A 23,335-nucleotide genomic window follows, 5' to 3' on the forward strand; every position below is an offset into this window, starting at 1 on the left:
AGAAGAATTCACTAATTTGTTAATTAAATCAAGTATCTCGTGGTCGTTTACTGCACCACCAGACAAAGCACGCCAGTAGAACGGTGATGAAGGGTAAAACAGTTAAGATCGTTTTGCTGGATAACATTAGCTGAGCTGCGATAAACGTCACAATCAGACAAGCTATCATCACGAGATTTTGGATCCAATTATTACCTGCCAATACAGTGCCGAGTATTCGCTTAGGAGAATGTGACTGTATAAGCGCATTGAGCGGAATAATAAATAGGCCACCAAATAAACCAAAGCAGAAAATTGAGACTGCAAATGCCGAGACGGAACTCAGTGTAGGGATAATAAAAAGAATAATACTCATACCTATCGCACCCAAAGGTATGAGAGAGGTTTTTATCAGGCCATGCTTGCCTGTACCTGCCAATAACGAACCGACGACAATGCCAATGCCTGAGCAAGCCAATAAGCCTTGAATTATCATCGTACTATTTTCAGCCAATACCATTTTTGCAAAGGCAGGAAATACGGCGAGAAATGTTTGCGAAATTCCCCAAAAGAATGACAGCCCCAATACGGAGTACCAAATAACCGGATTGGTATATAAGTTTTTCACATTTGTTTTTAGCAAATAACCTTTGATGTAATCTTTCCAGGGAAACCGTGTGAAATCAGTCGACTTATTTCTATCAGTCAATCGGCAAGCGAGGCGCCACTCTACAATAGATAGAATCACCAACAACCAACCTGCCGGGGCGATATGACGCAGTAACGAAACCTCATCATGATATGGCTGGTCTATCAACAACCATTCAAACAACACGGTAAAAACAATAATTCCACTCAAGATGGCAACAATCGTCGTCGCTTGAATAAAGCCATTGGCTGCGGATAAATGCTTGTCACCACCAAGTTGCCGTATATAACCATACTTGGCGGGAGAATAGAGCGCACTTTGAATGGCCAGTATTAACGTCATGAAAAAGGCAAATAAAAACCAGCCCTGATAGTAAGCTAGCGTAATCAACAAGGTAATGATGATGGCTGAGAAAGCCGATGCTTTCATGATGAAAGGTTTGGAAAAACGATCAGAAAGATAGCCGGCCGGGCTGAATAAGAAAATAAAGGGTAAGAGAATGAGTCCATTCACAATCGCCGTCAACGCCACCTGCGTTTGATCATCATATATCTTAAAAATCGTGTTCTGAATGATGATTTTATGGCCCAAATCCACCATGGCATTAATAAAAGCGACGGCAATAAAGCTCATAAAGCCCGGTAATTTTACCGTGCTTAATAAGGAAGAATGTTTCAAATGGTTAGTCGTCCTTTAACCTGACGGCAAGGACATCACAATGAGCATGATGTAATACGGCATTAGCCGTTGACCCTAATAGACGCTTAAAACCATGTCGGCCATGTGAGCCAACAATAATCAGATCAACATTATTCTCATCAGCCACACGGACAATATCATGTCCCGGTGTTCCCAATTCAACCCACTGTTGTGAAGCCGGAATGGATAATTTTTCAGCCAATGCCGCCAGTTGTTTTTTCCCTGATTCTAACAAGGCATCACGCATATCAATATCAACACTGATCATCGGTTCATAAGCAAAATCAGTTAAAGGGAAATCTTCGATAATGTGGCAAATACTGAGCTTTGCCTGATGTTGTTCAGCAAGTTCTTGTGCTTTTGCACTAATCAGATCTTTTTGTTTTGAAAAGTCAGTTGCAATCAAAATATGCTGATATTTCATGTCTATTCCCTCATGAAAAAGGGGGCTGGTCAGCCCCCTCATCGTATTATTTAATCATTATCCAAAAAACGTTCGGCATCTAATGCCGCCATACATCCAGCTCCCGCCGACGTAATCGCTTGACGGTAAATAGGATCGGATACATCACCTGCAGCAAACACGCCTGGCACGCTGGTTTGTGTTCCTTTTTTAAGGATGATGTAGTCATGTTCCATTTCTAACTGGCCTTTGAATATGCCGGTGTTAGGCTGATGACCAATCGCAATAAAGACACCAAGTACAGGAACCTCCTGTGTTGAGCCATCTTCCGTGCTTTTCACACGAATACCGGTGACACCAGACTCATTACCAATGACTTCGTCCAACGTGTGATTCCACAAGATTTCTACATTACCTTCTTCTGCTTTTTTCAGCAGTTTATTGGACAAAATCTTTTCAGAGCGGAACGAGTCACGGCGGTGAATGACGGTGACTTTCGAAGCAATATTGGACAGGTATAAAGCTTCTTCAACAGCGGTATTACCACCACCGACAACAGCGACGTGTTGACCTTTATAAAAGAAACCATCACAGGTTGCACAGGCAGACACACCACGACCTTTAAAGGCCTCTTCCGACTCCATACCTAAATATTTGGCTGATGCACCTGTCGCAATAATCAAGGCATCTGCCGTATATTCACCTGCATCACCGATTAAACGGAACGGGCGCTGACTTAAATCTGTGGTGTGGATATGATCAAAGATAATATCTGTACCAAAACGTTCCGCATGGCGCTGCATACGCTGCATCAGTTCTGGGCCCTGTACACCTTCATCATCACCTGGCCAATTGTCGACATCGGTAGTGGTGGTTAGCTGTCCACCTTGTTCGATACCGGTAATTAATACAGGCTCTAATGCTGCTCTAGCAGCATAAACCGCGGCAGTATATCCCGCTGGACCTGAGCCTAAAATCAGTAAACGACAGTGTTTGCTGTCTGCCATAAGTGGAGCCTCCAAGAGAGTTATCAGATATCTATAGTTAGAGTAACCATTGCGATGATTTTGGACAAGCATCTAACTTCAAAAGCTGTGTTAAAATCAAGCGTTAATTTATTGGCAGGGTTGGAAATATCACAGTGGCACAGTCGACACGTGTAAATGACAAGCAGAAACAAGAACTCAACTCTGGCGCAGTCGGCTTCCGTCTGCGTGAGGCAGCACTGATTTTGTCAGTCGCATTAGCGGCATACTTACTCTTGTCTTTATGGTCATATCAACCTACCGACCCTGGTTGGTCAACGACCGGAACAGATGACATCATTGCCAATAGTGGTGGCATAGTTGGCGCTTGGTTAGCTGATGCTCTGCTCTATGGCTTTGGTTTTCCCGCCTATCTATCACCATTAATGATTGGTTTCAGTGGCTGGTTATTGTTTAGCTGGGGAAAGCGCGCTGATACAGAAGATGCTCTGCATTTCTGGGTATTAAAAATGGTCGGCTTATTGATGGCTCTGGCTGCAGCCAGTGGTCTGTCTACTCTTAGTCTGAGCGACTATGCCGCACTGTTACCTCTCGGGGCTGGTGGTGTGTTAGGTGAAGTGGTTGGGCATGGTTTTGAGTCGGTATTTGGCGCTTCTGGCACCAGTTTGTTATTGCTGGCGGTCCTACTCACTGGGGTCACGCTTTTCACCGGGCTATCCTGGTTGATGGTGATTGATAAGTTAGGAGCGATGGCCATGATCGTGGCTATTCATGTGGCCCGCTGGGTGCGTGAAATCAAGGAAGAGTTGGAAGCCAAGCGTACTCGTCAAAAACGGGAAGAGACTTTTCATCAGGAAAAAGAAAAGTTACAGCACAAGGCAAAAGTGCGCATTGAGCCAGTCTTAGAGAAAAAAGAGCCAAGCAAGCGCGAAGAAAAAGAAAAACAAGTGCCATTGTTTGAAACACCAGATGCGCCAGGTATGCCAGCATTAGCTTTATTAGATATGGCTCAACCGAGTAAGCAGGCCTATAGCGAAGACGTCTTGCAAGCCATGTCTCGACAAGTCGAGCTGAAACTAAAAGACTTTGGCGTAGACGTTCAGGTTGTAGAAGTTCAGCCGGGCCCTGTGGTCACCCGGTTTGAATTGCAACCGGCTCCTGGCATTAAAGTCAGTCGTATCAGTGGCCTTGCTAAAGACTTAGCAAGAGCGCTATCCATCAGTAGTGTTCGTATCGTTGAAGTCATTCCGGGTAAACCTGTTGTGGGTCTAGAAATCCCTAATGAGAGTCGTGAAATTGTTCGTCTTCGTGAAATTCTGGCCTGTGATGAATACGAGAATAGCAAATCATTGCTAATGATGGCGCTGGGTAAAGATATTGCTGGCCGTCCAGTAGTCGCTAACTTAGAAAAAATGCCTCACTTACTGGTGGCAGGGACGACTGGCTCAGGTAAATCGGTGGCCGTAAATGCGATGATTCTGAGTTTGCTGTACAAGGCAACACCAGAAGATGTACGTATGATCATGGTCGATCCAAAAATGCTGGAGCTGTCGGTTTATGAAGATATTCCACATTTATTAGCGCCAGTTGTAACGGATATGAAAGAAGCCGCTAATGCTCTGCGTTGGTGTGTTGCTGAGATGGAGCGTCGTTATCCATTAATGGCTGCTTTAGGCGTGCGTAATATCGCTGGTTATAACAAAAAAGTCAGAGAGGCGATTGAACGCGGTGAGCCAATTAAAGATCCAACAATTGAGGTGGAGCCGGGTGAAGTTGGGCCCACTTTAGAGCCACTCCCTTTTATCGTTGTGATTATCGATGAGCTTGCTGACATGATGATGGTGGTTGGTAAACAAGTTGAAGAGCTGATTGCACGTTTGGCGCAAAAAGCACGGGCATCAGGGATTCATCTTATCTTGGCGACACAACGACCTTCTGTTGACGTTATCACCGGGTTAATTAAAGCCAATATTCCGACACGTATGGCTTTCCAAGTGTCTTCGCGAATTGATTCTCGAACCATTCTTGATCAAATGGGGGCTGAGCAGCTGCTAGGGCAGGGCGATATGCTCTATTTACCTCCGGGGAGTGGACTGCCTGAACGTGTCCATGGTGCATTTGTGGATGACCATGAAGTCCATAATGTTGTTGAGCATTTAAAGAAAAATTCACAGCCTAACTATCTTGAAGAAATTACCCAAGATCAGAGCAGTGATGACGGCGATGGTGGTATCGGTGACCCAAGTGATGCAGAGTCAGATCCGCTCTATGATCAGGCTGTGCAAATCGTCGTCGAAAGTCGCCGGGCATCGGTTTCAGGAATCCAGCGCAGACTGAAAATCGGTTATAACCGGGCTGCACGTATCGTAGAGGCTATGGAAGCAGCTGGCGTTGTTTCTGCCATGCAGGGTAATGGTAGCCGTGAAGTTCTGGCACCCCCGCCACGCGATTAAATCAGGAACCAGGCTGACAAACTGGAGTCAGTAAAACATGCAATTTATCTTTCGGAGTCATTGAATGACCATAAAAAAATTAGCACAAGGCTTTTTGCTGTTGTTGCTTCCTGTTGTTGCCATGGCAGATATGAGCGGCACAGAAAAGCTCAACCATTTTGTCAAACAGGTGAATACATTTCAGGCTCACTTTGAACAAACCGTTTTGGATCCTGATGGCAATTTAGTTGAACAGGCCCAAGGTCAGTTTCAATTGGCAAGACCTGGCAAGTTTCGTTGGGATTACAATGACCCATACCCTCAGCATATCGTGGCTGATGGTATGAATGTTTGGTTCTATGATGTGGACTTAGAACAAGTTACCGTGAAGGCGCAAAACGAAGCGTTAGAAGATACGCCTGCAACCTTATTATCAGGACAAGCTTTACCCGAAGATAGCTACAATATTCGTAACTTAAAATCGGATGATGGCTTAACCTGGGTGGAGTTAACGCCAAAACAGAGCAGCAGTAACTTTCAATCCGTTATGCTGGCTTTTAATCAAGATGAATTACAGCAAATGATCATGCGTGACAGCTTCGACCAAAGAACACGTTTGATGTTCACTCAGGTGAAAATTAATCCGACATTTAAAAAAGACACGTTTAAATTTAGTGCGCCTGAAGGCATAGATATTGTAGGTGAAGCGCAACAGTGAGTTTGTTTGATCAAGTTGATGACTTAGCTGGGCGTCCGTTAGCGGATCGTATGCGTCCAAAGACGCTTGACCAGTATATCGGGCAGACACATTTGTTGGGAGCGGGTAAGCCATTGCGTCAGGCGATTGCTTCAGGTCATCCGCATTCAATGATCTTCTGGGGGCCACCCGGTACTGGTAAAACCACTCTAGCTAAACTCATCGCAGGTTATTGTGATGCTGAGTTTATTACTATCTCAGCTGTGTTGGCGGGGGTGAAAGAGGTCCGAGCGGCAGTTGCACGTGCTCAGCAGTTATTGCAGGAGCGTGGTCGTAGAACCATGCTGTTTGTGGATGAAGTGCACCGTTTTAATAAATCTCAGCAAGATGCATTTTTACCTTATGTTGAAGATGGTACTTTTACCTTTATTGGCGCTACTACAGAAAATCCTTCCTTTGAATTAAATAATGCCTTGCTCTCACGAGCCAGGGTGTATGTGCTCAAATCCTTAGAGGCTGAAGATTTACGCCAAATCATTGATAGAGCCATGTCAGATGAGGAGTTAGGGTTGGCCGACAGAGGCATTGAGGTGGGCGAGACTTTGCGAGATCAATTAGCACAAACTGCTGATGGTGATGGCCGCAGAGTGTTAAATCTACTTGAAATAGCCGTCGATTTGGCCGATAGCAAAGGTCAGAAAGCCGTCGATGAGCATGATCTTGCTGAAGTGTTATCCGGCACGATTCGACGCTTTGATAAAGGCGGTGAAGCTTTTTACGATCAAATTTCAGCACTTCATAAATCCGTGCGAGGCTCAGCGCCTGATGCTGCACTCTATTGGCTGTGCCGAATGCTGGATGGCGGTTGCGATCCTGTTTACCTGATGCGAAGAGTGGTTAGAATGGCGGCTGAAGATATCGGTAATGCTGATCCCAGAGGCTTACGTATCGCTCTCGATGCCTGGGAAAGCTTTGACAAACTCGGTAGTCCGGAAGGCGAACTGGCGATAGCTCAAGCAGTTGTTTATCTAGCCTGTGCCCCCAAAAGTAATGCGGTGTATACCGCCTTTAAAGCGGCCATGCATGATGCCAAAGCACATGGTTCGGCTGAAGTACCGGTACATCTAAGAAATGCGCCCACCAAATTGATGAAAGAATTAGGGTATGGCAGAGAATACCGTTATGCTCATGATGAACCCGATGCTTATGCTGTGGGGGAAACCTACTTCCCAGAATCAATGCGCGAACGTGAATACTATCAACCCGTGAATCGTGGTCTTGAAATAAAAATAGCTGAAAAACTAGACAGGTTAAGAGCCATGGATAAGCAGGCCCGTCAAAAATAATCTAGCTGTTAACGTAAAGATCATAGCGAGTATTTTTACTCTGAATACTGGCACTTGGCTTCTGATTACCAACAAACTCAGCACCTTTGGGACGTTTCACTACGACTCGTCGTAGAGCTACGTGTCTGGCCACAGTGAGTAATTCTGCACTATGTGTATCCGGTCCAATTAGTTGGTGTAGTGCCTGCATCTCTTTTTTAACTAATGCCGATTTATCCCGACTGGGATACATAGGATCCATATAAATGACATCCGGCTGCTCCTGCACTGTCGATAAAAAATCAATAGCATTAGCATAATGGATGGTCATTCGTTGTGTAATAACTTTTACTTCGGGAGCCATCTCCTGCTGTTGTAAGGCATCTTCGATGAGCAAACTTATCACCTGGCTTTGCTCAAGCATAGTGACCGTGCTGCCTAGGGAGGCTAGGACAAAAGCATCTCTGGCAAAGCCTGCGGTAGCATCAATAATGCTTGGGATATGGCCTTGTTTCATGCCAACAGCTTTGGCTAGTGGCTGACCTTTACCACCACCAAATTTACGCCGGTGATCATACTTGCCTGATGTGAAATCGATAAAAACAGGATTACCGATATCAGGTATCTGAAGACTCAAACGGTGCTCTTCAATCAATAATTGTACTAATGACTTATCAATAACCTTGATTGGAACGGAGAGTCTTTTTTCGAGGGACTGTGCTCGTGGCAGTGCTTGCGTGTTTACTGCCACGAGACTATCTAATGCGTTATTCAACGGTCGTAATAAATTGTCCAAAGGAACGAGGGCCTTTGCCTGTTTTGATTGAATTGATAACTTTTTCTGTTTTAGTGTCAATGACAGAAACGGTGTTATCACCCCAGTTGACAGCATAAAGCTGTGAACCATCGGCACTAATATCAATGCCTTCAGGTGTGTCTTCAATGTCGATTGTGTTGCTGACGTCAAAAGAGGTCGTGTCAACGACAGAGATGGTGGCCTCATCTTGGTTAATAACGTAGAGTTTTTTATTATCTTTGCTGACAACAGCGCAGTATGGCCAGTCACCGACTTGAATTGTCTCAACAACTTTTGCTGTGTTGGTATCGATGGCTGTGACATTGCTACTTTTGACATTCACACTATAAACGCGTGAGCCATCTGGTGAAATCGCCAGCCCGAATGGTGACTCTCCAACCTCAATTGTATGCGTCACTTGATCATTGCTCAGGTCAATAAATGACACTGTGTTATCGTCACGATTGGAAACGTAAAGACGCTGGTTTTCTTCATCAATAACCAGGCCGGCAGGGGATTTGCCTACTGCAATCGTATCTATCAACTCGCCAGAATCAGGATTAATGATACGAATATTATTTTCATACCAGTCTGCTACATAGACGCGTGTACCACTTTTAGAGGCGGTTACACCGACTGGTCCAGGTCCGACTTTGATTTGACGTGTTTCCGTTAATGACTTTAGGTCAAGCACTGAAATCGTTTGTCCATCGGGATTGGTAACAAAAGCCATATCATGGTGCGGGCTCACACTGATGCCGGCAGGGTGCTCACCTACTGGAATCGTTTTGATAACCGTCTGAGTGCTTAAATCTATGACGCTGACAGTACTGGAGAGCTGATTAGTGATTAGAGCATATTCAGTCTTATCATCAGCACAGGCAGATAAAGTGAAAACGACTGTAAGAAAAAAGGCGACTCTAAGAGCCGCCTTTTGAATATTTTTGAAACACATGATGGAATTATTTTTCCAGCATTGTTTTCAGGTTGTTCAGACCCGATGTGTAAACACCTTTAACAGCGTTAACCGCATCTTCATCACTTTGGCCTTCTGGAACAGGTGGGTTATCCATGAAAGAACGGTAAAACTTACCTTTCCATGTGACTTCTGAACCACCATCTTTTGCTTTAACTGATAACCAAGATTTGTAGTTGTTTACTGGTAGTGTGTAGTAAGGTGTATCTTTACTATTGTATGTAATTGTTTTGATAACGCTCATATCTTCGATCTTGTAGATCATCATCATTTTTTCGTTATCTAGTTTTTGCAACTCTTCAGTGATGGTTGGGTGACCTTCACCTTTTAAAGTCAGCTTACGTTGCTTATCACTTAACATTTCAACGCTCGCAACAGCTGGATGCCACTTGTCAATTGCTGTGAAATCACCCAGAACAGCCCAAACTTTTTCAGGAGAGGCGTTAATAAGTACTGTTTCTTTAACTGACTGTCGTGTTGGACCATGAGCGCTGGCTACCATTGGTAACAGTGCAACTGCTATGGCAAAAAACTGCAATAATTTTTTCATTATTTCTATCTCCGTTTTTTAATAAATCCGACAGTGACGTTAACAAAGCCATCCTGAACACAGTCTGAACAAATGTCATCGAACACATATCACCATAAGTTGGACTGCACACTCTAGCGGAAGTATCTAATATTTTCCACATGGATATTTGACTTAGTCATACATATTAATGAAAATTAACCCCCTTTATGTCTAACTCAACAAGCGGAGAAGCCTGTGCCACTGATAAAAATCAGGGACTTGCACTTTTATCGTGGTGATCGAGCCATCTTTGATGGCGTGAATATCGATATCGAACGCGGTAAAGTGACTGCGATTATGGGCCCGAGTGGTACCGGCAAGACAACGTTACTTAAGCTGATTGGTGGCCAACTTCGACCAGATAAAGGCACGATAGAAGTCGATGGTCAGAATGTTCACAAGTTGTCACATTCTGAACTCTACGAACTCCGAAAACGAATGGGAATGCTGTTTCAAAGCGGTGCGCTACTAACAGATATCAATGTATTTGATAATGTCGCTTTCCCACTCCGTGAGCACACCAACCTGCCAGAGTCCATGATTCGCGATCTTGTTCTGATGAAGTTGCAAGCTGTAGGGCTTCGTAATGCACGTCATCTTTCGCCTAATGAATTATCAGGCGGTATGGCAAGACGCGTTGCCCTTGCTCGTGCAATCGCTCTCGAGCCGATGATGATTATGTATGACGAACCTTTTACCGGTCAGGACCCTATCTCAATGGGGACGCTGGTGAATTTGATTCATCGTATGAATGACGCCATGAAGTTGACGAGTATTGTCGTCTCTCACGATGTAGCCGAAACGGCTGAAATTGCTGATTACATCTATCTTATGTCGGCAGGCAAAATTATCGAACATGGTTCACCGGCACAACTGGAACGCTCAGGTTCAGAATGGGTTAAGCAGTTTATGCAGGGCTTACCAGATGGGCCCGTACCCTTCCATTACGGCGGCCCGGACTTTGCTGAGGACTTACTCAACCCTGAGGACAATGCATGATAAATTATATTCGAGGCCTTGGTCGTTGGGGACTAGGTCTATTCGAGCGGCTGGGACGTGCCCACATTTTATTGGCTTCAATGATCGCTGGCATTCCTGGTTTGTTCTTGCGGTTTTCCCTTGTTATCCAGCAGCTGTTTTCGATTGGCGTACTCTCTGTCATGCTCATCGTCATTTCTGGCTTGTTTGTTGGTATGGTTTTGGGGCTGCAAGGGTATAATACGCTTGTTGATTTCGGTGCCGAAGAGTCACTGGGTGTCATGGTTTCTCTGTCTCTAGTGCGTGAACTCGGTCCTGTGGTGACAGCATTACTCTTTGCTGGACGTGCAGGCTCAGCCTTGACTGCAGAAATAGGCTTAATGAAAAGTACAGAACAGTTATCAGGCATGGAAATGATGGCTGTTGATCCTGTGAAACGAATTATTGCTCCCCGTTTTTTTGCCGGGGTCATTTCAATGCCTTTACTGGCTGCCATCTTCAGTGCCGTCGGTGTACTAGGTGGTTTTCTGGTTGGACATGGTCTGTTAGGCGTTGATGACGGCGCTTTTTGGTCGCAGATGCAGGCAAAAACAGATTTATACGAAGATATTTTTAACGGCGTTATCAAAAGTATTGTTTTTGGTTTCGTTGTGACATGGATTGCCTTATTTGAAGGGTATGATGCTATGCCCACATCAGAAGGTGTGGGGAGAGCGACAACTCGTACAGTAGTACATTCAGCCTTTGCCATTTTGGGGCTGGACTTTGTACTGACTGCGTTGATGTTTGGAGATTAGAGAGAATGATGCAGAGTAAAAGTACTGAAATTACTGTTGGAATGTTTGTCGCGGCGGGGATTGCAGCATTGTTTATGTTGGCAATGAAAGTCAGCAATTTGGGAGATTTAACAGAAGAAAGTGGGTATGAACTCATCGCTGAGTTTGAAAATATTGGTGGTTTGAAAGTGCGTTCCCCTGTCACTATGGCGGGAGTCAGAGTGGGGCGTGTGACCAACATTACGCTTGATCCTCAAACGTTTGATGCCAAAGTGACGCTCAATATGTATCCACAGTTTGATAATATTCCACTCGATACCTCTGCCAGTATCTATACGTCTGGTTTATTAGGTGAGCAGTATATTGGTCTCGTTGCCGGTGCTGAAGATGAATCTTTAAAAAATGGTGATGTCATAACCCTGACTCAACCCGCACTTGTGTTAGAACAGGTTATCGGCCAATTTTTGTACAGTAAAGCTGAAGGCGAATAAATGAACATTTACAAAATCATGAGCAAATCACTGTTATCTCTGATCACATGTTTTTTCTTGGCTACAAGTTTGCTTGTTTCAGCGGAGAATATGTCTGAACCTCAAACGCTAGTAAAAAATGCATCCGATAAAATGCTCAAAGCGTTAGAAGATAACCAAGCTGAGCTTGAGAAAAGTCCTGAGAAAATCTATTCATTGGTTGAAGATATTCTCATGCCATATTTTGACTTTGAAAAAATGTCTAAATTAGCTCTAGGAAAAAACTGGCGTCAACTGGATAAAGAACAACGCGTTCAATTTGTTGAAGAGTTTCGCCTGCTATTGATTAGAACTTACTCGACAGCCATGCTTGAATATACAAACGAAGAGATTCGTTTATTACCTTTCCGTGATGATGTATCCAGGAAACGTGTTACTGTTCCTATGGAAGTCATTCAGCCTGCCGGTCCATCCATTCCAATGGCGCTATCACTTTTTCAAAATGATAGCAGTGAGTGGAAAGTTTACGATGTGAAGATTGATGGCATCAGTTTAGTGACCAATTATCGTTCAAGCTTTGCTACAGAGATTCGTAACAAAGGCGTTGACAGCCTTATCAGTGATTTAGCTGAACGTAATGCAAAATTGAAATCATGAGTAAACCGTTCGCTATCAAATATGATGATGCCAGCAAAGCTTTCTTGGTATCTGGTCCAGTCACACTGGACTCAGCAAAAGAAGCCTTAATAAAAACAAAAGGTGTTTTTGATTCGGTGTCAGACATCGAAGTCGACTTGCAGGGAGTCACCGAGTCAGACAGTGCAGGATTGGCACTTCTTCTTGATTGGATGAGAGCCGCAAAAAATGCCAACAAGCCCATCACATTCAAGCACCTGCCTGAACAGATGGACGCGATTGCCAAGGCCTCAGGCCTGGATGAATTGTTGCCCCTAAAATAAAGTTGAAAGTTATAACTCATGAAAGCATCTGATATTAAAGAAATGATTGAAGCGGGTTTATCTGATGCTGATGTACAGGTATTTGGTGACGATGGACAGCATTTTGATGCGCGCGTTGTGTGCCCGTCATTTGCTGGAAAGACCTTAGTACAACAGCACAAAATGGTGAAAGAAACACTGGGTGATAAATTTACCAGTGGTGAAATTCACGCCTTATCACTAAAAACTTCTGCAGCCTAGCAGTAGACAACACAAAGACTGTTATGGACAAATTGATTATTAGTGGCGGTGTAGCGCTTGATGGTGAAATACGAATATCAGGTGCAAAAAATGCTGCGCTTCCGATTTTAATGGGCGCGTTACTGGCCGACTCTCCGGTACGTATCGGGAATGTGCCACATCTGCATGATATCACCACCACTCTAGAGTTATTAGGTCGCATGGGTGTCACACTTACTGTCGATGAACGCTCAGGTGTCGTGATTGATCCCACGACACTAACCGATACCGAAGCCGCTTATGATCTTGTGAAAACTATGCGTGCTTCCATCCTTGTTTTAGGTCCTTTATTAGCAAAATACGGTAAAGCGGATGTGTCACTCCCTGGCGGTTGTGCGATTGGTTCACGTCCGGTTGATTTACATTTGCGTGGCTTACAGCAAATGGGTGCAGATATACGCGTAGAAAATGGTTATATCCGTGCTACCAGTGGTAAGGGTTTAAAGGGGGCTCATATTTTCATGGATCAGGTGACCGTTACCGGTACAGAGAACCTGATGATGGCGGCTACACTGGCGCAAGGTACAACCACGATTGAGAATGCTGCCAGAGAGCCTGAAGTTGTTGATCTAGCAAATTATCTCAACCAGATGGGAGCGAAAATATCTGGAATTGGCACCGCTACCCTGGTGATTGAAGGTGTTAAATCGCTTTCAGGCACCAAATACCAGATATTGCCTGACCGTATCGAAACCGGCACTTATCTCGTGGCTGCGGCCATCACGCGGGGTCGTGTCAAATTAAAAGATACAGATGCCAACCAACTGGAATCTGTTCTGCTGAAGCTTGAAGAAGCGGGCGCTTCTGTCAGTGTCGGTGATGACTGGATTTCTCTGGATATGCATGGCAATAGACCTAAAGCGGTCAATATCAGAACTGCTCCATATCCCGCTTTCCCAACTGATATGCAGGCACAATTTACTGCGCTAAACAGTATTGCTGAAGGGCAGGCTACTATCGTTGAAACCGTTTTTGAAAATCGCTTTATGCATGTTCAGGAAATGCAACGGATGGGTGCCAACCTTCAGATCGAGGGTAATACGGTGGTATGTAAAGGTCATGATTATCTAACGGCTGCTCCCGTCATGGCGACGGATTTACGTGCTTCAGCCTGTTTAGTCTTGGCAGCTTTAGTTGCTGAAGGCGAAACAGTCGTTGAACGTATTTATCATATTGATCGTGGTTATGAATGTATTGAAGAAAAACTGCAACAATTAGGTGCGAAAATTCGTCGAATTCCGAGCTCAGCGAGGTCTGCAGATGTCTGATACCTTAACGCTAGCTTTGTCAAAGGGACGTATTTTCAAAGAAACCTTACCCTTGCTCGCCGCTGCCGGAATCGTTCCCGTAGATGATCCGGAAACCAGTCGTAAGCTCATCCTAGATACTAACCTGCCAGATGTAAAATTGATTATTGTCAGAGCATCAGATGTCCCAACCTATGTGGAATATGGTGGTGCTGATATTGGTGTCGCGGGTAAAGATGTATTGATGGAGCACCCTCATGCAGAGTTATATGAACCTGTTGATCTAAACATAGCTCGTTGCAAATTGATGACAGCTGGTAAGCCTGATGATGAAATGCGTTCTGGCAGGTTACGAGTTGCTACAAAATTTGTTGAGAGTACCCGTCGCTTTTATGCTGAAAAGGGTGAACAGGTCGAAATCATCAAGCTTTATGGCTCTATGGAGCTGGCGCCATTGGTTGGGCTGGCAGATCGTATCGTGGATGTTGTCGATACAGGTAATACCTTACGTGCGAATGGGCTGATTCCGATGGAACATATTGCGGATATAAGCTCAAGATTAGTGGTCAATAAAGCATCAATGAAAATGAAACATAAACGAATGCAATCTTTTATTGAACACATTAGAGACGCAGTCAGAGAACAAAATAATGATTGAAATAAAACAGCTCAGTGCCTCACAAGCTGAATTTTGGAGCGCTTTGGAAGATATCCTCGCTTGGGAAGGTGTGTCAGATGACAAAGTGACAGACATTGTCAAAGAAATTCTTGCTGAGGTGAAGTCTCGTGGTGATGAGGCTGTGCTTGAGTATAGTCGCCGGTTTGATCGCGTGACTGCTGAAACGATGTCTGATCTTGAGATTAGTTTGGATCGTGCTAAAGCCGCATTAGAAAATATTCCGTCAGAGCAAAGACAAGCCCTTGAAGCCGCTGCTCAGCGCGTACGTCAGTATCACGATCATCAAAAACAGAGCTCATGGAGCTATACCGAAGAAGATGGCACCTTACTTGGTCAACAAGTGACGCCTTTAGATCGGGCAGGACTCTATGTGCCTGGTGGTAAAGCGGCTTATCCATCATCGGTATTGATGAATGCGATTCCAGCAAAAGTGGCTGGTGTCCAAGAGTTGATTATGGTGGTCCCGACGCCTAATGGCGAAGTGAATGAGTTAGTACTCGCCGCGGCGGCAGTTGCTGGCGTTGACCGTATTTTTGCTGTGGGTGGTGCCCAGGCTGTAGCTGCGTTGGCCTATGGTACAGAAACGATTCCACAAGTCGATAAGATAGTCGGCCCAGGCAATATCTTTGTCGCGACAGCAAAAGGCATGGTTTTCGGTACCGTGGGTATTGATATGATTGCTGGACCTTCCGAGATTTTAGTTATTTGTGATGGTAAAACCGATCCAGATTGGATTGCGATGGACCTGTTTTCGCAAGCCGAGCATGATGAAGACGCACAATCGATACTTATCTCACCTGATGCAGATTTCCTGGAAAAAGTGAACGCCTCCATTGTTAAACTTTTGCCGACAATGGAACGCAAAGATATCATCACGACATCATTGCAGAACCGTGCTGCGATGATTCATGTTGAAGATATGGATACCGCTATAGAAGTCGCCAACTTTATTGCTGCTGAGCATTTAGAATTGTCTGTTGATGAGCCGATGGAGATGGCTAAAAAAATCCGCCATGCAGGTGCTATCTTCTTGGGCCGTTATACGCCTGAAGCACTAGGTGACTATTGTGCCGGACCGAACCATGTTCTTCCTACATCAAGAACAGCAAGATTTAGTTCACCATTGGGTGTTTATGACTTTCAGAAACGTTCTAGTCTGATTCAGGTATCGGAGCAGGGTGCACAGAGCTTAGGTAAGGTAGCATCGGTATTAGCTCGCGGTGAAAGTCTCACAGCACATGCTAGATCAGCAGAATATCGTCTTAAGGATTAATCATGAGTCGCTTTTGGAGCGGTTTTGTTAAAGAGTTAGACCCTTATGTGCCAGGTGAACAACCCAAACTGGCCAATTTAACGAAGCTCAATACCAATGAAAATCCGTACGGCCCATCACCAAAAGTGATTGAGGCCATTCGCATGGCGGCAAGTGATCGCTTGCGTTTATACCCGGACCCGACATCAGCCGAGCTACGGCAAGCAATCGCTGATTTTTATCAGATCGATAGCGCGTATGTGTTTGTCGGAAATGGCTCTGACGAAGTTCTTGGACATGTGTTTAATGCGCTGTTTAGGCATGAATCGCCTATCTTATTTCCAGACATCAGCTATAGCTTTTATCCGGTCTATTGTCAGCTTTATCAGATAAGCTTTGACAAAGTACCGTTAAATGATGCATTTGAGATTGATGTGGATAACTATAGCAATACCAACGGTGGGATTATTTTTCCTAATCCCAACGCGCCTACAGGCTGTTTATTAGCGCTTTCTGACATCGAAAAATTACTACGAAAGAATACCGATTCAGTTGTAGTGATTGATGAAGCATATATTGATTTTGGTGGTGAGTCTGCCGTCAGTCTGGTCAAAGATTATCCTAATCTTTTGGTTGTACAGACAATGTCAAAGTCGCGGTCCCTAGCTGGTCTCAGGATAGGTTATGCGATTGGTCAACCTGAACTGATTGAAGCATTGATTCGGGTTAAAGACAGTTTTAATTCTTATCCCGTTGACAGTTTGGCCTCTGCTGCTGGAATTGCAGCGATGAAGGATAAAGCCTATTTCAAAGACACCTGTCAGGCAGTCATTGATGAACGAAATAAAGTGGTAACAGGGCTTCAAGAGTTAGGGTTTGATGTGCTGCCTTCAGCTGCCAATTTTGTTTTTGCTTCGCATAAGCAGGCCAAGGCCGCTGATATTGCGGCTGGACTTAGAAAAGAAGGCATTATCGTTAGACACTTTAACAAACCGCGAATTGAACAGTTTTTACGGATTTCTATTGGCACTGCAACTGAAAACCAGCAATTATTATCGGTTATGGATACGTTAGTTTAACTATTGTTTGTTAGGTTTAAACAGGTATTTCAGTCGTTTGAGATCATGATCATATTTACTTTCTAACTGTGTGATCTCGGCTTTCAGATCATTAATAGCTTGCTGTCTTACTTGAATTTCTTCTTTTGCTGCATCTAAGCGTTTTTGCATATTAGCAGTGATTTTGGCGCCACTTAGCTCACGTTGAGCAGCTTCATTTTGTAGTTGATAGAGATACTGTTTGAGATCAGGTAGCTTTTGTTGATGCATCTCAATCTGTTCTTGTCGATAAGCTATATCACTATCACGTGCGCGAATAAGATCAGCTTCCGAGCGATACGTAATCAGTAATGTTTTATCATAAGCCTGTTGTGCCTGACGGGCTTCCTCTGCCTGTTTGGCTTGTGCTTCAGCTTGCAGACGCGCTTCTTCTTCGACTTTTTGCTGTGCAGCCTGCTCGAGCAATTCTTGCTCTGTTAGGGCCGCTGGTACACGCTCAATAAGACGCATGGTTTCAGCATCAATGATGTCGTAGCCTTTCTGTGCTGCAGCAGATGGCAGCGAGGTACTTAATGTCATCACACCATTCTCGTCAGGGAAGCGGTATAGCTGACCTGCTGAGACGGAAAGGCTGAATAAGCAGAAGAATAAGAACAGGAATAATTTACGTATCATGATAATGTCTGTGTGATTGGAGTCATCTTTGAGTTTTCTCGATCAATTTATCTTGTTTTTGGTTTCATTGGTAGCCAATACTTTTTCTGCCTTCTCAGGTGGTGGTGCCGGGCTTATCCAATTTCCCGTATTAATCTTTCTCGGATTAAGTTTTTCTATTGCATTAGCGACTCATAAAGTCGCTAGTGTGGCTCTAGGAATTGGCGCTGTTTTGCGCTATTTGAAAACAAGCCGATTAGAACGCCAATTTGTTTTATTAATGTTACTAACAGGACTGCCGGGAGTCGTACTGGGTGGAAATATTATTTTGCTGGTCCCTGATCGTTGGGCAGAAATAGCATTGGGCATGTTAACCGGTGGATTGGGGATTTACTCCATTCTCAAACCACAGTTAGGTCAACATTACGTGCCTGTACACAGAGATTGGAGCGGCTGCATCATGGGGGGATTGGTTTTATTTCTGATAGGCTTCTTAAATGGCTCTCTGACCTCAGGTACCGGGCTTTTTGTGACATTATGGCTGGTAGGCTGGTTTGGTATGGATTATCAGCGTGCAGTCGCTTACACGTTGATAATGGTCGGGTTGTTTTGGAATGGTGCAGGTGCTATCACTCTGGGGCTGCTAGGTGATATTCGTTGGGATTGGTTGCCAGCATTGCTACTTGGCTCATTACTGGGCGGTTATCTGGGATCTCATCTGGCAATAAAACATGGTAATCGTTGGATTAAACGTGCATTTGAAATCGTGACTTTGTGTATATCTGTGAAATTAATCTACGGCTAATGTTTAAGCCACACCAAATTGTTCTCGATAAGCCGCCACGGCTGGCAAAAACTCACCAAAATCAGGATTGTCTTTCAAATAACCTAGAAGATCGTTGAGAGAAATGATATTCAATACAGGAATATTATGTTCGGCTTGAACTTCTTGTATGGCTGATAATTCACCCTGACCGCGTTCCTGTCTATCTAAAGCGATAATCACGCCGGCGGGTTCTGCACCTGCGGCACGGATGATCTCAACAGACTCTCTTACGGAGGTTCCGGCAGAAATGACATCATCGATGATAAGTACTTTGCCTTTGAGTTCTGCGCCAACCAATTGACCACCTTCACCGTGATCTTTGATTTCTTTTCGGTTAAACACATATGGCATATCTTGATTATGCTGATCGGCCAGCGCAACAACGGTGGTAGAGGCGAGAGGTATGCCTTTATAGGCGGGGCCGAATAACACATCAAATTTCAGTTCAGAATCAGCAATAGTTTGAGCGTAGAATCGGCCGAGTTTAGCCAGGCTGGCACCACTATTAAATAAGCCGCTATTGAAAAAATAGGGACTTTGACGGCCTGATTTGAGCGTAAATGAGCCAAATCGTAAAACACCTGTGGCTAAGGCAAACTCGATAAATTCTTTTTGATACTGTTTAATCATGTTGTTTTTGAACTCGGTAAATCGCGACCTGACCAAATAAGTTAGGCAGACAACGTATTCCTAGACTGTCTTTATTGTTGTGATTAACAATGCTTCTGTTAAGCACGTTAAGGTGATAGTCATCACAAAGATTTTCAAAATCTTTAATCGTACATAAATGGATATTCGGTGTTTCAAACCAGGCATTCGGCAGTGTCTTTGAGACCGGCATTTTGCCGCCCAGCGCTAATTGCATTCGACATTGCCAGTGTCCAAAGTTTGGAAAACCAATAATGCCATTCTTGCCAACACGGACGATTTCCTGCAGTAAGAAGTCTGGGCGTTGAATCGCTTGTAAGGTTTGCGACAAGATAACAAAGTCAAAACTCTGATCGGCAAATTGCGCTAAACCTTGATCCAAGTCTGCCTGGATAACGTTGATGCCGGCCTGAATACATTCTGCAAACTTACTGTTATCGATTTCCAGACCGTAGCCAGTGATATCTCGTTGTTGCAAATGCTTGAGCAGGCTGCCATTACCACACCCTAAGTCCAGAACTTTGGCACCATTAGGAATCCAGTCACTGATAATTTGCTGGTCAACACGTAAGGCCATCACTTCGCCCCCTCAGCAGCAATTTGTTGCATATAGGTACCAAAGATTTCTAAGTAACGAGGTATTGGCATCAAAAACGCATCATGACCCTGGTGAGCCTCGATTTCGGCATAACAGACGGATTTACCGGCAGCCAGCATCGCATTAACAATTTCTTTTGAGCGCTCTGGTGAAAAGCGCCAATCACTTGTGAACGAGATAATGAGCGATTTCGCCTGAATCTTATCAACAGTCGCGACAAGATCATGGTTAAAGTCCTGTGCCGGGTCAAAATAATCCAGTGCTTTGGTCATTAATAAATAGGTGTTGGCATCAAAGCGTTCAACGAAACTGGTACTTTGATAACGTAGGTAACTTTCAATTTGAAACTCGACGTCGTAGCCATATTGAATGGCACCATTACGTAATTCGCGACCAAACTTTTCACCCATGGCCTCATCTGACAGATAGGTAATATGTCCTAACATACGAGCTAATCCCAAGCCATGGCGTGGCAGGGTGTTATGTTTTATGTAATAACCATCATGGAAATCAGGATCAGATTTTATTGCCGTTCTAGCCACTTCATTAAACGCAATATTTTGTGCTGAAAGTTTAGGTGCAGCCGCGATGACGATAGCATGGCGAACACGTTCTGGCAGGCTGATTGACCACTGCAAAGCCTGCATGCCACCTAAGCTGCCACCAATGACGGCTGCCCATTGCTCAATGTCTAGACGATCAGCCAGCATTGCTTGACTACGAACCCAATCAGGCACGGTCAGAATAGGAAAGTCAGGGCCGAAGAGTTCACCTGTTTCCGGGTTGATGGTGTTGGGGCCTGTGGAACCTTTACAGCCACCCAAATTATTCAGACACACAACATAAAAATGGTTGGTATCGATCGCCTTACCCGGACCAATAGCCGTATCCCACCAACCGGGTTTGCGGTCTTCCATCGTATGGTAACCGGCGGCATGATGATCACCCGAAAGAGCGTGACAAATCAGTACAGCATTGCTGCCATCTTCATTTAATGAGCCATAGGTTTCATAGACTAAGTCATAACTTGACAACGTCTTACCACAGTCCAATTGAAGTGGTATATCGATATGAATTGTCGATGGTTTCACCAGACCAACAGAGTCAGCTGGTATAGATTCCGGCATATATGGTTGATTCCCGTAAAAAGCGTTAAGTCTAATCAGACTGCCGTTGTAGCGCAATCTGGATCATATATAGCGACCTGCTAATAATGGCATGACTAACATTGATAAAACTTGTAACCCCAGTAATACAAACAGTGGAGATAAGTCTACTCCTGCAATAGGAGGGATGGTCCTTCTGACAGGTCTAAGTAATGGAGCATTCATCTTACTGACTAATGGCGCGACAGGGTTGTACGTGCCTGCCGGGGTTACCCAGCTTAAAATCACTTCGATGATGATACTGACAGTAAAAATATTGATGAATAGTTGAAATAATTCTGCCAGGAGAATGGTGAGCCATAAAATACCTTGAGGCATTATGCCAGCGAGTAAACCCACAGCGATCATTTTTATTAGTGTCACACTGATGAGTAATACCAGCGTGGCTGTATCCCAGCGACCTGCAGCAGGGATAAAGCGGCGAAGAAACTTCACCGGTACCTGAGTGAGTTTGATAATAAACTGCACCATTGGGTTGTGATATTCCCAATGTGCCCATTGCATGATCAAACGCAGAGCAACCACCACCATGTATAGATAGATGAGTGTATCAATCAGGAAAATCAGAGGGTTGCTTATATAACCACTAGTCATAGTCTTGTCCTAATTGTTCAGCGAGTTCATCAGCGCGTTGAGCTGCTGCCGTGAGTGCTTTGCTAAATAATCCGCGTAGATCGCCTTCTTCAAACACATCGAGCGCTCGCTCTGTTGTGCCGCCAGGCGATGTCACACGTTGACGAAGGACGCAGGCTGACTCATCACTTTCCAATGCCATTTTAGCTGCACCAAAGCTGGTTTCCAGCGCGAGTAATCGTGCCGTTTCTTCTGGAAGCCCTAATTCCATTCCTGCTGTTTGCAGCGCTTCCAGCACCAGGAAAAAATACGCAGGGCCACTGCCAGATAGAGCTGTTACGGCATCCATCTGTTTTTCATCGCTAATCCACAAAGCAAGGCCAACCGCTCTTAACATGGATTCCGCTAATTCATGTTGAGCGGATGTCACGTAATCATTGGCACATAGAGCGGTAGCGCCCGCCTGAACCAAAGAGGGTGTATTTGGCATGGCTCTGACAATCGCAGCTTGTTCAAAGTCTAACCAGCGAGTGATGTCATCCAATCGAATACCTGCCGCAATAGAAATGAGTAATTTATCTTGTTGCCAAGCCGGTGAGATTTGGCGAATGACGGATTGCAACTGCTGCGGTTTTACCGCCAGAATCACTACATCAGCATCAGCAATCGCAGCCAGATTGTCAGTGAATGTTTTGACACTGTAGCGTGAGGTTAAATTATCCAGTGCTTCAGTGTTTGCATCAGAAACATGAATGTTATCAGCGGCAAAGTCATTACTAATCAGCCCGCCTATCAGGCTGCGCGCCATATTGCCGCCACCAATAAATGCGATTGTGCATTGCTTCATTTGTTCACCTTTGTATCTGTATTCGTTGGAATTTGATGCATTAAATGCTTAACGTTTATCACGTTGTCCAAATAATGCTGTCCCGATGCGTACCATTGTACTGCCACAAGCGATGGCTGTAGACATATCTGCACTCATTCCCATAGATAGAGTATCAACCTGCGGGTATGTCTGACGTAATTGCTGAAACAATTCATAAGCACGTGAGAAGCTGTCTTTTTCTTCGTCGGTGGATTGTTTGGGAGAGGGAATAACCATCAATCCTCTTAGGCAAAGCTTATCGAGAGTGGCGATATAGTCAGCCAATGTCTGTAGCTTTTCCGGACTGGTGCCTGATTTGGTGTCTTCTTCATCAATATTGATTTGTATGCAGACATTGAGAGGCGCAAGTGAATCCGGTCTGTGCTCATCTAAACGGCGGGCAATTTTTTCTCTATCAACGCTCTGAACCCAATCAAAATGCCCGGCGATATCACGGGTTTTATTCGATTGGATAGGACCAATGAAATGCCATTCCAGATCAAGATCAGCTAAAGCATCAATCTTATCCAAGGCTTCCTGCAAATAGTTTTCACCAAACTGGCGCTGACCGAGTAACGCCACTTCACGCAATGCCTCTGCAGGCCATGTTTTGCTGACGGCCAATAATTGTATGCTTTTCGGATCACGTTGTGCGGAAGATGCCGATGTCGATATTTCGTGATGAATTTGTTGGAAACGTTTTTTTACATCTGTCATGTTGCAAGCCTCATAAGGGCGCGATACCTTTATACACATTGCTTAAATTTTCAATTAACTAGACTACACCAAAC

At 44.5% G+C, this 23,335-nt stretch carries 27 protein-coding genes; 14 read left to right on the forward strand and 13 right to left on the reverse strand.

Features of this window, described 5'->3' with window-relative positions; translation table 11 throughout:
- Window positions 1-28: 28 nt before the first annotated feature.
- From B3014_RS12080 to trxB, 3 genes are read right to left on the reverse strand one after another with little or no spacing between them, the layout of a single operon-like run.
- Entirely contained in the window at window positions 29-1,306 is a 1,278-nt protein-coding gene (locus B3014_RS12080) for an MFS transporter (protein WP_289244519.1), read from the reverse strand.
- Between the two features lie 4 nt (window positions 1,307-1,310).
- Window positions 1,311-1,751, reverse strand: coding sequence for a universal stress protein (locus B3014_RS12085; RefSeq protein WP_289244518.1), 441 nt, complete (start codon window positions 1,749-1,751; stop codon window positions 1,311-1,313).
- A gap of 50 nt (window positions 1,752-1,801) precedes the next feature.
- On the reverse strand, window positions 1,802-2,737 hold the full coding sequence (gene trxB / locus B3014_RS12090) for a thioredoxin-disulfide reductase (RefSeq protein WP_289244517.1): 936 nt from the start codon (window positions 2,735-2,737) through the stop codon (window positions 1,802-1,804).
- A 134-nt stretch (window positions 2,738-2,871) separates the two neighbouring features.
- Here trxB and B3014_RS12095 point away from each other — a divergent pair, with 134 nt between their 5' ends.
- The 3 genes from B3014_RS12095 to B3014_RS12105 all read left to right on the forward strand — a co-directional run bounded on the left by B3014_RS12095 (window position 2,872) and on the right by B3014_RS12105 (window position 7,191).
- Window positions 2,872-5,169 carry a DNA translocase FtsK gene (locus B3014_RS12095; protein WP_289244516.1) on the forward strand — a complete coding sequence of 766 codons (2,298 nt, stop codon included), beginning with the start codon at window positions 2,872-2,874 and terminating at the stop codon, window positions 5,167-5,169.
- 64 nt (window positions 5,170-5,233) lie between these two features.
- Window positions 5,234-5,866, forward strand: coding sequence for an outer membrane lipoprotein chaperone LolA (lolA, locus tag B3014_RS12100; RefSeq protein WP_289244515.1), 633 nt, complete (start codon window positions 5,234-5,236; stop codon window positions 5,864-5,866).
- Window positions 5,863-7,191 (forward strand): replication-associated recombination protein A, encoded by a 1,329-nt coding sequence (locus B3014_RS12105; protein ID WP_289244514.1) that lies wholly within the window; start codon window positions 5,863-5,865, stop codon window positions 7,189-7,191. The genes lolA and B3014_RS12105 overlap by 4 nt, the downstream gene beginning before the upstream one ends.
- A gap of 1 nt (window position 7,192) precedes the next feature.
- Here the strand turns inward: B3014_RS12105 and B3014_RS12110 are convergent, their stop codons facing one another.
- Genes B3014_RS12110 through B3014_RS12120 form a run of 3 tightly spaced genes read right to left on the reverse strand, consistent with a single transcriptional unit; the run spans window position 7,193 to window position 9,492 of the window.
- On the reverse strand, window positions 7,193-7,921 hold the full coding sequence (locus B3014_RS12110) for a class I SAM-dependent methyltransferase (RefSeq protein WP_289244513.1): 729 nt from the start codon (window positions 7,919-7,921) through the stop codon (window positions 7,193-7,195).
- A 16-nt stretch (window positions 7,922-7,937) separates the two neighbouring features.
- Entirely contained in the window at window positions 7,938-8,921 is a 984-nt protein-coding gene (locus B3014_RS12115) for a glutaminyl-peptide cyclotransferase (protein ID WP_289244512.1), read from the reverse strand.
- A 7-nt stretch (window positions 8,922-8,928) separates the two neighbouring features.
- Complete coding sequence (locus B3014_RS12120) at window positions 8,929-9,492, reverse strand: SRPBCC family protein (RefSeq protein ID WP_289244511.1); 564 nt, start codon at window positions 9,490-9,492, stop codon at window positions 8,929-8,931.
- 216 nt (window positions 9,493-9,708) lie between these two features.
- Between B3014_RS12120 and B3014_RS12125 the strand changes: the two genes are divergently transcribed.
- From B3014_RS12125 to hisC, 10 genes are all read left to right on the forward strand, one after another.
- Window positions 9,709-10,512: an ABC transporter ATP-binding protein gene (locus tag B3014_RS12125; RefSeq protein ID WP_289244510.1), complete on the forward strand. Its 804-nt coding sequence runs from the start codon at window positions 9,709-9,711 to the stop codon at window positions 10,510-10,512.
- Window positions 10,509-11,288, forward strand: a complete 780-nt coding sequence (mlaE, locus tag B3014_RS12130) for a lipid asymmetry maintenance ABC transporter permease subunit MlaE (protein ID WP_286303624.1) — start codon at window positions 10,509-10,511, stop codon at window positions 11,286-11,288. Before B3014_RS12125 ends, mlaE begins: the two co-directional genes overlap by 4 nt.
- Window positions 11,289-11,296: 8 nt before the next feature.
- Window positions 11,297-11,758 carry an outer membrane lipid asymmetry maintenance protein MlaD gene (mlaD, locus tag B3014_RS12135; protein WP_320167367.1) on the forward strand — a complete coding sequence of 154 codons (462 nt, stop codon included), beginning with the start codon at window positions 11,297-11,299 and terminating at the stop codon, window positions 11,756-11,758.
- A 90-nt stretch (window positions 11,759-11,848) separates the two neighbouring features.
- Window positions 11,849-12,394, forward strand: coding sequence for an MlaC/ttg2D family ABC transporter substrate-binding protein (locus B3014_RS12140; protein WP_289244509.1), 546 nt, complete (start codon window positions 11,849-11,851; stop codon window positions 12,392-12,394).
- On the forward strand, window positions 12,391-12,696 hold the full coding sequence (locus tag B3014_RS12145; RefSeq protein ID WP_289244508.1) for an STAS domain-containing protein: 306 nt from the start codon (window positions 12,391-12,393) through the stop codon (window positions 12,694-12,696). The genes B3014_RS12140 and B3014_RS12145 overlap by 4 nt, the downstream gene beginning before the upstream one ends.
- Window positions 12,697-12,714: 18 nt before the next feature.
- Window positions 12,715-12,936, forward strand: a complete 222-nt coding sequence (locus B3014_RS12150; RefSeq protein ID WP_289244507.1) for a BolA family protein — start codon at window positions 12,715-12,717, stop codon at window positions 12,934-12,936.
- 23 nt (window positions 12,937-12,959) lie between these two features.
- Entirely contained in the window at window positions 12,960-14,243 is a 1,284-nt protein-coding gene (gene murA, locus B3014_RS12155) for a UDP-N-acetylglucosamine 1-carboxyvinyltransferase (RefSeq protein ID WP_289244506.1), read from the forward strand.
- Entirely contained in the window at window positions 14,236-14,880 is a 645-nt protein-coding gene (hisG, locus tag B3014_RS12160) for an ATP phosphoribosyltransferase (RefSeq protein WP_289244505.1), read from the forward strand. Before murA ends, hisG begins: the two co-directional genes overlap by 8 nt.
- Window positions 14,873-16,174 carry a histidinol dehydrogenase gene (hisD, locus tag B3014_RS12165; protein WP_289244504.1) on the forward strand — a complete coding sequence of 434 codons (1,302 nt, stop codon included), beginning with the start codon at window positions 14,873-14,875 and terminating at the stop codon, window positions 16,172-16,174. The genes hisG and hisD overlap by 8 nt, the downstream gene beginning before the upstream one ends.
- 2 nt (window positions 16,175-16,176) lie before the next feature.
- A complete protein-coding gene (hisC, locus tag B3014_RS12170; protein WP_289244503.1) occupies window positions 16,177-17,232 on the forward strand; it encodes a histidinol-phosphate transaminase in 1,056 nt (351 codons plus the stop codon).
- On the opposite strand, the gene B3014_RS12175 is transcribed toward hisC, so the two are convergent.
- Window positions 17,233-17,886, reverse strand: coding sequence for a DUF4124 domain-containing protein (locus B3014_RS12175; RefSeq protein WP_289244502.1), 654 nt, complete (start codon window positions 17,884-17,886; stop codon window positions 17,233-17,235). It lies immediately after the preceding gene.
- A gap of 28 nt (window positions 17,887-17,914) precedes the next feature.
- Here B3014_RS12175 and B3014_RS12180 point away from each other — a divergent pair, with 28 nt between their 5' ends.
- Window positions 17,915-18,670: a sulfite exporter TauE/SafE family protein gene (locus tag B3014_RS12180; RefSeq protein ID WP_289244501.1), complete on the forward strand. Its 756-nt coding sequence runs from the start codon at window positions 17,915-17,917 to the stop codon at window positions 18,668-18,670.
- 3 nt (window positions 18,671-18,673) lie between these two features.
- Here B3014_RS12180 and pyrE read toward each other — a convergent pair whose 3' ends face one another.
- The 6 genes from pyrE to B3014_RS12210 all read right to left on the reverse strand — a co-directional run bounded on the left by pyrE (window position 18,674) and on the right by B3014_RS12210 (window position 23,261).
- Window positions 18,674-19,318: an orotate phosphoribosyltransferase gene (pyrE, locus tag B3014_RS12185; protein WP_289244543.1), complete on the reverse strand. Its 645-nt coding sequence runs from the start codon at window positions 19,316-19,318 to the stop codon at window positions 18,674-18,676.
- The gene (gene metW, locus B3014_RS12190; protein ID WP_286303636.1) at window positions 19,314-19,916 is read right to left on the reverse strand and encodes a methionine biosynthesis protein MetW; all 603 of its coding nucleotides are present in this window, start codon (window positions 19,914-19,916) and stop codon (window positions 19,314-19,316) included. Before metW ends, pyrE begins: the two co-directional genes overlap by 5 nt.
- Window positions 19,916-21,064 (reverse strand): homoserine O-succinyltransferase MetX, encoded by a 1,149-nt coding sequence (gene metX, locus B3014_RS12195; protein WP_289244500.1) that lies wholly within the window; start codon window positions 21,062-21,064, stop codon window positions 19,916-19,918. Before metX ends, metW begins: the two co-directional genes overlap by 1 nt.
- Window positions 21,065-21,127: 63 nt before the next feature.
- A complete protein-coding gene (locus B3014_RS12200) occupies window positions 21,128-21,697 on the reverse strand; it encodes a YggT family protein (RefSeq protein WP_289244499.1) in 570 nt (189 codons plus the stop codon).
- A complete protein-coding gene (gene proC, locus B3014_RS12205; protein WP_289244498.1) occupies window positions 21,690-22,523 on the reverse strand; it encodes a pyrroline-5-carboxylate reductase in 834 nt (277 codons plus the stop codon). The genes B3014_RS12200 and proC overlap by 8 nt, the downstream gene beginning before the upstream one ends.
- 48 nt (window positions 22,524-22,571) lie before the next feature.
- The gene (locus B3014_RS12210; protein ID WP_286303640.1) at window positions 22,572-23,261 is read right to left on the reverse strand and encodes a YggS family pyridoxal phosphate-dependent enzyme; all 690 of its coding nucleotides are present in this window, start codon (window positions 23,259-23,261) and stop codon (window positions 22,572-22,574) included.
- Between the last annotated feature and the right edge of the window lie 74 nt (window positions 23,262-23,335).

The sequence above is a fragment of the Methylophaga sp. UBA678 genome (assembly GCF_002299105.1).
Taxonomy (GTDB): domain Bacteria; phylum Pseudomonadota; class Gammaproteobacteria; order Nitrosococcales; family Methylophagaceae; genus Methylophaga; species Methylophaga marina.